The 8,337-nt window shown below is 39.6% G+C and carries 6 protein-coding genes; 5 read left to right on the plus strand and 1 reads right to left on the minus strand.

The window, feature by feature from the left end; all coding sequences use genetic code 11:
- Positions 1 to 87: 87 nt before the first annotated feature.
- Entirely contained in the window at positions 88 to 456 is a 369-nt protein-coding gene (locus RMY32_RS11710; protein WP_409882782.1) for a hypothetical protein, read from the minus strand.
- A 596-nt stretch (positions 457 to 1,052) separates the two neighbouring features.
- On the opposite strand from RMY32_RS11710, the gene hsdR reads away from it, so the two are divergent.
- The 5 genes from hsdR (at position 1,053) to RMY32_RS11735 (ending at position 8,225) form a co-directional block, all read left to right on the plus strand.
- Entirely contained in the window at positions 1,053 to 3,443 is a 2,391-nt protein-coding gene (gene hsdR, locus RMY32_RS11715; RefSeq protein ID WP_322713772.1) for an EcoAI/FtnUII family type I restriction enzme subunit R, read from the plus strand.
- A 46-nt stretch (positions 3,444 to 3,489) separates the two neighbouring features.
- Positions 3,490 to 4,536 (plus strand): hypothetical protein, encoded by a 1,047-nt coding sequence (locus tag RMY32_RS11720; protein WP_322713773.1) that lies wholly within the window; start codon positions 3,490 to 3,492, stop codon positions 4,534 to 4,536.
- Positions 4,537 to 4,596: 60 nt separating this feature from the next.
- Positions 4,597 to 6,393 (plus strand): N-6 DNA methylase, encoded by a 1,797-nt coding sequence (locus RMY32_RS11725; RefSeq protein ID WP_322713774.1) that lies wholly within the window; start codon positions 4,597 to 4,599, stop codon positions 6,391 to 6,393.
- A 28-nt stretch (positions 6,394 to 6,421) separates the two neighbouring features.
- Positions 6,422 to 7,789 (plus strand): restriction endonuclease subunit S, encoded by a 1,368-nt coding sequence (locus tag RMY32_RS11730; protein WP_322713775.1) that lies wholly within the window; start codon positions 6,422 to 6,424, stop codon positions 7,787 to 7,789.
- A 61-nt stretch (positions 7,790 to 7,850) separates the two neighbouring features.
- On the plus strand, positions 7,851 to 8,225 hold the full coding sequence (locus RMY32_RS11735) for a Fic/DOC family N-terminal domain-containing protein (protein ID WP_322713776.1): 375 nt from the start codon (positions 7,851 to 7,853) through the stop codon (positions 8,223 to 8,225).
- Positions 8,226 to 8,337 lie beyond the last annotated feature (112 nt).

Genomic DNA, 8,337 nt, shown 5'->3' on the forward strand with positions numbered 1-8,337 from the left:
AAAAGATAATCTGTATGTCAAGGTTAAAGAAACCTTGCAGTCATTGCAATGGTTTTTTAGAGTAACTGATAGCGACTAGCGACTAAATTATTCCTGGGTAAAGTCTGAAGGTAAATTGATAAGTCCTTGAGTAACAAGCTGTTTAAATTGATTAATTAAATCAGCCTGCCGTAAAATTCGGGTAACGTATTTGGGCCTGTAGCGAAAATTTCTTCCCCAGTCTTTTACAGTTTTGGGACTTGTCCCCGTAACTTGCGCGATCGCATTAATGCAAGCTTTGCGATAATTACGTCCTGGTTCGTGAGTAACCCAACGACGACAATACTCCATCGGTTCCAGGGGCAACTGACAGAGGATATCAATTTGATGTTTATTTTGATGGGATTGCCTCCCAGTTTGCATCTTGGGCGTTCGTAAGTTAGTAAGGGTTACAGCAGCAGGGAATTGTGAAGACACCTAGCTACTGCACCCAAAACCCATACTTGCTGACCTCAACTTAAGAAATATCTGCTCTTAGCACAAGTATTTTAGTCACGATTCACGAGTAAATTATTGTTGAGGAAAGTCAGGGGGTAGGACTATTTTTTTGATTTGGTTGAGCATATCAGCCATGCGTAAGATATGCGTTGCATAATTGGGGCGCTTCTCGAAATTAGAACCCCAATTACCTATAGTCCTTGGACTCAGCCCAGTTGCTTCGGCGAGAGCGGCTATGCAGGCTTTTCTGTACCCCCGGTCATCGGGGGACATATCAACCCATCTTTTACAGTATTCCATCGGCTCCAAGGGCTTTTCACTGAGCGCGTCGATTCTATATTCAGCCCTTGGGCGAATGATGTCTATGACCTTACTTGATCTGAGTAACACGTTTACTCACGATTCGTGACTATATTAAAGATATTATGAGCCACGATGTATGTAGAAAAGCAGTGCGATCGCTGATTATCGCTCAAGTATTATTTGCATCTTCAATAACAAGGGTAATATGATTTTTTTGTGCGTAGACATAACTAGGTGTTAAGTTAGAAAACTAACTAGTAAAATAGCAAGCAATGAGCAATGAAGCTAATACCTGCCGTAAGTATGTTGAGCCAAAACTAAGAGATGCAGGGTGGGAAAAAGAGCCTCACGATTATACTGAGCAGTATTACTTCACTAATGGCAAAATTCGCCCGAAAAATAAGCGCCAACCTCGTGGTCAACGGAAGTTTACAGATTATTTGCTGCTGTATAACGGAGAATTTCCCTTAGCGGTAGTAGAGGCGAAAAGGAAACACAAAACTCCTGATGAGGGACTGGAACAGGCAATAGACTATGCCAATCTTCTAGGGGTGAAGTTTGCTTACTCGACTAACGGACAAGGAATTGTAGAGTTTGATTTCATCACAGGTAAGCAGTCTGATGTGATGGAATCGTTTCCCACTCCTGATGAACTTTGGCGACGACTAACTGGGGAAGCAAAGGAGCAAATTAGAGAGAACATAGCAGAAAAACTGTTAACTCCGTTTTATCCAATTCCAGATAAACCACTGCGCTACTATCAACGAAATGCTATTAATGCTGCACTAGCGGCAATTTTCAAAGGTCAAAAGCGCCTACTGCTAACAATGGCAACGGGAACGGGTAAAACTACTGTTGCTTTCCAAATAGCTTGGAAACTGTCAAGTTTGGAGTGGAATACTTCTGGAGAATCTCGTTCTCCTAGAATTCTGTTTTTGGCAGATCGGAATATTTTGGTAGATGATCCCATGAATAAGGATTTTTCTGCCTTTAATCAAGAGAAAATTTACAAAATTCAGGGGGAAGCGAAAAAAGGACGTGACCTCTACTTTGCTATTTATCAAGCTATTGGTGATACACAATATAGTTTTGGACTTTACAGAGAATATAATCCTGATTATTTTGACTTGATTATTGTTGATGAGTGTCACCGAGGTAGCGCCAGGGATGAAAGTAACTGGCGACAAATTCTAGAACATTTTGAACCTGCGTATCAGTTAGGACTTACAGCAACACCGCTACGGGATGACAACGTTGATACCTATCGCTACTTTGGCAATCCCCTTTATACATATTCTCTCAAACAAGGGATTGATGATGGTTTCTTAGCTCCCTATCGAGTTTATCGGATTACTACCCGTTCTGATCGCGAAGGATGGCGACCTAACGCTGGACAGATTGACCGTTATGGAAGAACAATTCCCAATGAAGTTTATCTCACTCCAGACTTTGAGCAGAAGTTAGTGAGAGAAGCACGGACAAAAGCGATCGCACAACACATTACTGATTTTTTGAGAAGTGGCGATCGCTATGCCAAAACTATTGTCTTTTGCGTGGATGAGGAACACGTTAAGGCAATGATCAAGGAATTACGCAACCTCAACAGCGATATCACCAAAACAAATCCTGACTATATAACTCGCATTACATCTGATGCTGGTGATGTGGGTAAAGGACATCTCTACAAATTTAAAGATGTCTTAGATGAAACTCACATTATTGCTGTTACTGCTAAGTTGCTAACAACAGGGGTAGATATTCCCACCTGTAAAAATGTTGTGCTTGCCCGTGTTATTCGTTCAATGACAGACTTTAAGCAGATTATTGGGCGAGGAACCCGTGTACGAGAAGAACGGGGTAAACGGTCGTTTAATATACTCGACTACACCAATAGCACGGTGTTGTTTGAGGATAGAGATTTTGATGGAGAACCCGCCCTGATTAATGAATCAGAGATAGATGATAATGGGCAAATACTCTCTGAACATGAAGAGGAATTAGAGTCAGAAGAGTTAGAAGAGGAAGCAGACGACTTGGAAGACGATGAAAGGTCTGGATTTCCAGGACTTCCAGATGATGATGACATACTACCTCGGAAATATTACGCTGACGGGGGAAGCGAAGAGATTGTTGAAGAAAGAATTTATGATTTAAATCCAGATAATCAACTGCGCTTGCCTCGATTAATTGACTACACCAGAGAACAAGTTCGTATCCTGTATCGTTCCACTATAGAAATACAGCAATGCTGGGCAGATCCAGAACAGCGTTCAGAGATTATTGAGTTGTTAGCGGATAGGGATATTGATTTTGATGAGTTAAAACAAGTTACTAAGCTTCCCGAAGCTGACCCTTTTGATTTACTATGTCATATTGCCTTTGATGCTCCAGTGCTGACTTGCAAGCAGAGGGCTGAAAGCTTGCGTCGTCGTCAGGCTGATTTTTTTGAACAATATGGGGAAGATGCTAGGGCAATTTTAGAGATTATTTTGGACAAGTATGCAGACAAAGGAGTTGATGAGTTTAATATCCCAACCACATTTAAGGCTAACCGCGAGTTTGATAAATATGGCAATGTGGCTGAAATCGCTCAAAGGTTTGGTGGAGTTCAAGAACTGAGGGAAGCGGTGAATCAACTACAGGAATATTTGTATAGTGCATAAAAGTTTAATCCTAGCCAACTATAGAATTCAATTTATGGAGTATTAAATGAATCAAAATCCACCAAGTTTACGCATAGGATTAGTTGAAAATTGTTACCATTCTCTCAAGAGAGGCTACGAATTATGGGGAGAGGGGCAAAGAAAGCAAGATGGCTGGCTTCTCAAAGAAGCAGTTATTTGGATTCATCATGGCATTGAACTTGGGATCAAACAGCTACTCGTTCAAACTAATGAATATCTAATATTTGAAAATATAGATACAGCAGTAGAAAAACTGGCTAAACTGCGTAATCAACCTCAAACAATTGAAGCGTCTGTACTAGATTTATTTGAACAAGAAAAACCTGCATTCTCAGTTGGTTTTGAAAAAGCAGTAGAGCGTGCCGCAATTATGCTAGATATTAGTGAATTATCTAAAATAAGCGCACTAAGAAGTAATATTGATGAACTAACAAAGTATCGAAATAAAATAGTTCATTATGCTGTTAGTCTAGAAGTTAACGAAGTCATAACGCTAATATCAAGCATTATGAATGATTTTCTTGATTTACTAGAAAAAAATATTCAAGATAATAATTTTCAGGTAAAATATCTTCCAGAGATTCGACAGGCAAATCTACCGATTTCTATAAGGGTTAAGTATCTGATTCAAGAATCAGAGTCAAGAATAAAAAACCTAATAATGAATTTTAATAATCAGTATGTTCCAGGTAAACTATTTGGTGTTGAGGATAACATATTTCTTCCTCAAACTACAAATATTTATACCCATGATTATAAAAATAATAATCCGTGGGATATCAGAGCTTCGATGAGTAACAATGAAGAATGGCTGGTGGAAATAAAAATATTATCAACGAACTCTTCTTCAAGGAAAATGGCAATTAATCAGTTGCGTAATCATAAGGAATTTTTACTAGATAAATATGAAGGTATTTCTGAGAGTAAAATAAAATTGTGGTTTATCAGTTTAAATGATAAGGATAAAAGCAATTTTTTAAGAGAAACAAGTTTTTTTAGGGAGAATAGTATTTTTGTATCTTACAAAGATGATATTGAACAATTAGAAAAATTACTGTATCACCAAGAATAACGAATATTATTTGATTTTCAGTTACTCACTAAATATAATGATAGTTGCACTAAAATATTCATGCCCAAACGCACTAGCAAACAAAACGAGAAACCCGTCACTACAGCCCAAAAATTAGGTAGCGTGGTTAAGTCAGCGCGTGACATCATGCGGACGGATAAGGGATTAAATGGAGAATTAGACCGTCTTCCCCAGTTGACTTGGATCATGTTTTTGAAACTTTTGGATGATTCCGAAAAACTGCATGAGGTGGAAACAGAATTAGAGGGAATATCCTATAAACCAACAATTCAGTCGCCTTATCGTTGGCGGGATTGGGCTGCTAATGAAAATTTTATGGGCGATCGCCTGAAAAGTTTCATCAACAATGATGAGGCAATTTTACCTGATGGCACGAAAGGTGCAGGGTTGCTTGCCTATTTGCGGAATCTCAAAAGCAAAACGGGACGCGATCGCGCTGATGTCATCGCCAAGGTGTTCAAAGATGTCACTAACCGCATGATTAGCGGGACTTTGCTGTGGGATGTGCTGAATAAGGTAAATGATATTCACTTTGATAAATCAGAAGAAGTGAATCTCCTCAGCACCCTTTATGAGTCCATGCTGAAGGAAATGCGAGACGCTGCGGGAGATTCGGGAGAGTTTTACACCCCGCGTCCGGTAGTGCGGTTTATCGTGCAGGTGATGGAACCGAAACTGGGAGAAACCATTTTTGACCCTGCTTGCGGAACAGGTGGTTTTTTGGTGGAGGCGTATGAATACCTGAAAAAGAATTGTAGCGCCCAAGATTGGCAGATATTACAAAAAAGCATTATTGGCGGTGAGGCAAAATCCTTGCCTTTGATGTTAGCGCACATGAGTTTGCTGTTACATGGCTTTGAATATCCCGATATTGATGATGGAAATAGTCTGCGGTTTACCCTTTCGGAGATGGGTGAAAAGGATTGGGTAGACGTGATTCTCACAAATCCGCCGTTTGGGGGTGAGGAGGAAGACAGAATTAAAAATAACTTTCCCCCAGATAGACAAACCAAGGAAACGGCGTTGTTATTCCTTCAGTTGATTATGCGTCGTCTCAGACAAAGATCGAAACCAGGACGCGCAGCAGTAGTATTTCCTAATGGGGTGCTATTTGGGGATAATACTTGCGCCAAACTCAAAGAAGATTTACTCAAGGATTTTAACCTGCATACCATTGTCCGTTTACCTAATGGGGTATTTGCGCCTTATACTGGCATTCCTACAAATTTGTTATTTTTTGACCGTTCTGGACAAACGGATGAGATTTGGTACTATGAGTTACCTTTGCCAGAAGGACGGAAAACTTATACGAAAACTAAGCCGATACAGGATGAAGATTTTTCTGAATGTGTGGCATGGTGGAAGAACCGAGAAGAGAATGAACAAGCTTATAAATATAACTTTAGGGAAGCTTATAAACAGGCAATAAAAGAAGCAACGCCTCATTGGGATGCTGGTAAGAAAGCAGAGGAAACAGCTAATCAACTTGCAAAGACAGTCAAGGAATTAGCAGAGAAAATCCAAGGTTTGCAGAATTCAATTTTGGATTTTTCACCATCCAAAGATATTGCACAGATTAAAAATCAGATTCAGATAGTTAAGGATGAGGTTAAAAAAGCTCAAACTGCGGAGCAAATTCAGCGCGAGATTGCTAAAGATGAGAAAGCGAAAGGAGATGCTATTTACTGGGCGATTTATAATCTTGACCGCAAAAACCCGAATAGTCAGCAGGATTTTGAGCATTTACCGCCTGAGCAGTTGGTGGCTGATATCTTAGATAAAGATAGGCGAATATCTGAAATTATGGCAGATATTAAGAGGATGTTGGAAGGTTAGATTCGCTTGGTGATATTAATACTTATCTATGTTAAAACTGACATTTAAGCAGACTTCAGCAGAAGTAATTGTTCGGGCTGCTTCAACTATTATATTTAATACTTTAAATCAATTATACTACCCATCTGTAGCTCTTTCTAAACTTGCCGAAAATCCACAATACGGTTTTACCGCTAGTGCGTCAATTGAAGAAATAGGAGCAAAATTTGTTCGGATTACTGATTTAAAAGATGGTGGAATCAATTGGGATACTGTACCCTATTGCAAATGTGATGAGCCAGAAAAGTATCTGATCTACCCTAATGACATTTTGTTTGCAAGAACTGGTGCAACAACTGGAAAAACACATCTTGTTAAAGAAGCTCCATACGCTGTTTTTGCTTCCTACTTGATACGAATTCGCCCAAAACCACTGGTAGAACCTGAGTATCTTTATTCATTTTTTCAATCTGATGCTTACTGGACACAAATTTTAGATGAAAAGGAAGGCTCTGCACAGCCTAACGTCAATGGTCAAAAATTGATGAAGATTTTAGTGCCAATGGTTGATAGTGAGATTCAGTCGGCTATCAGCAACTTTTTGGAGGTTGTGAGGAAACGACAAGATGGTAGTTTTGAAGAACTGCCAGAACTCCCACCCCCGCTAGAGCAACAACGCCGGATTATGATGCGGGTTGAGGAACTGGTGGGGAAGATTGAGGAAGTGCGATCGCTACGTCAAAAAGCACTTGAGGAAAGTAATTTGATTTATAAAAATCTTGCTAGAAAAATTTTTGATAATTATATAGAAAGTAGTATCTCTATAGAAAAGTTAGTAGGACGTACAAATCTTAAGAATGGAAAATCCATCAGGGCAACTGAGCAACTATCAGGAATTAAGTGCATAAGGTTATCTGCAATCAGAGATGGTCAGATAGATTGCACTGACTCTAAGCCAGTACCAATGAGTCACGAAGAAGCACAACAATATTTAGTCAAAGCTGAAGATGTTTTTATCGTTCGTGGAAATGGTAGCAAACATTTAGTTGGTCAAGCAGGGATTGTTAAGAAGTTTGCAGAAGGAACTATATTTCCTGATTTATTTATCCTAGTCCCTTTAGATAGCCATAAAATCTTGCCCTCATTTTTTGTAGCTTGGTGGAATAATCCACTAATGCGAGAAAAAATAACTGAAGTTGCTAAAACAACCTCTGGTATATGGAAAATTAATCAGGGACATATTGCTTCTTTCTCAATTCCAGTCCCACCTCTGTCCGAACAACACCGCATCGTCGCCTACCTTGATGAACTCCAAACCAAAGTAGACACAATGAAACAACTTAGAGAACAGGCGATGAAAGAACTTGATGCACTTATACCTTCTATTCTGGACAAAGCATTTAAAGGGGAACTTTGAAGAAAAGCAGGGACAAGATTTTTTACCAATAAATAGTTGGCACAGAAAATAGCAATACCGTATGAAGCCAGAATACTTTCAAAATAGCCCAACAGGTCGATTAGTGCAAATCATACAAGGAGAAAATCCTTGTTTTGCTTTTGTTCCCAACCCTTTACCACCAGTGTTAGAACTCGATACAGAAATTTGGCGCACACTTTCTGATGCCGATCGAGCCTTGGGTGAACTTGCAGGACTAGGACGTACTATGCCCAATCCTAATCTTCTTATCCGTCCATTTATTCGCCGGGAGGCAGTGCTGTCTTCACGTATTGAGGGAACCCAAGCAGATATTACCAACCTCTACGCCTATGAAACTGGACAGTTAAGCATTCCAGGTATAAATCCTTCTCCGCCAGAATCTGATGTAATACCAATTTTTTATAAAGCTGCATAGAATTCGATCCCCCCTAACCCCCCTTAAAAAGGGGGGAACCGGAAAAACATCTATCAAAGTCCCCCTTTTTAAGGGGATTTAGGGGGATCAAGATATGTGCAACTTCACATTA

It is taken from the genome of Nostoc sp. ChiSLP03a (assembly GCF_034531215.2).
Lineage (GTDB): Bacteria > Cyanobacteriota > Cyanobacteriia > Cyanobacteriales > Nostocaceae > Nostoc.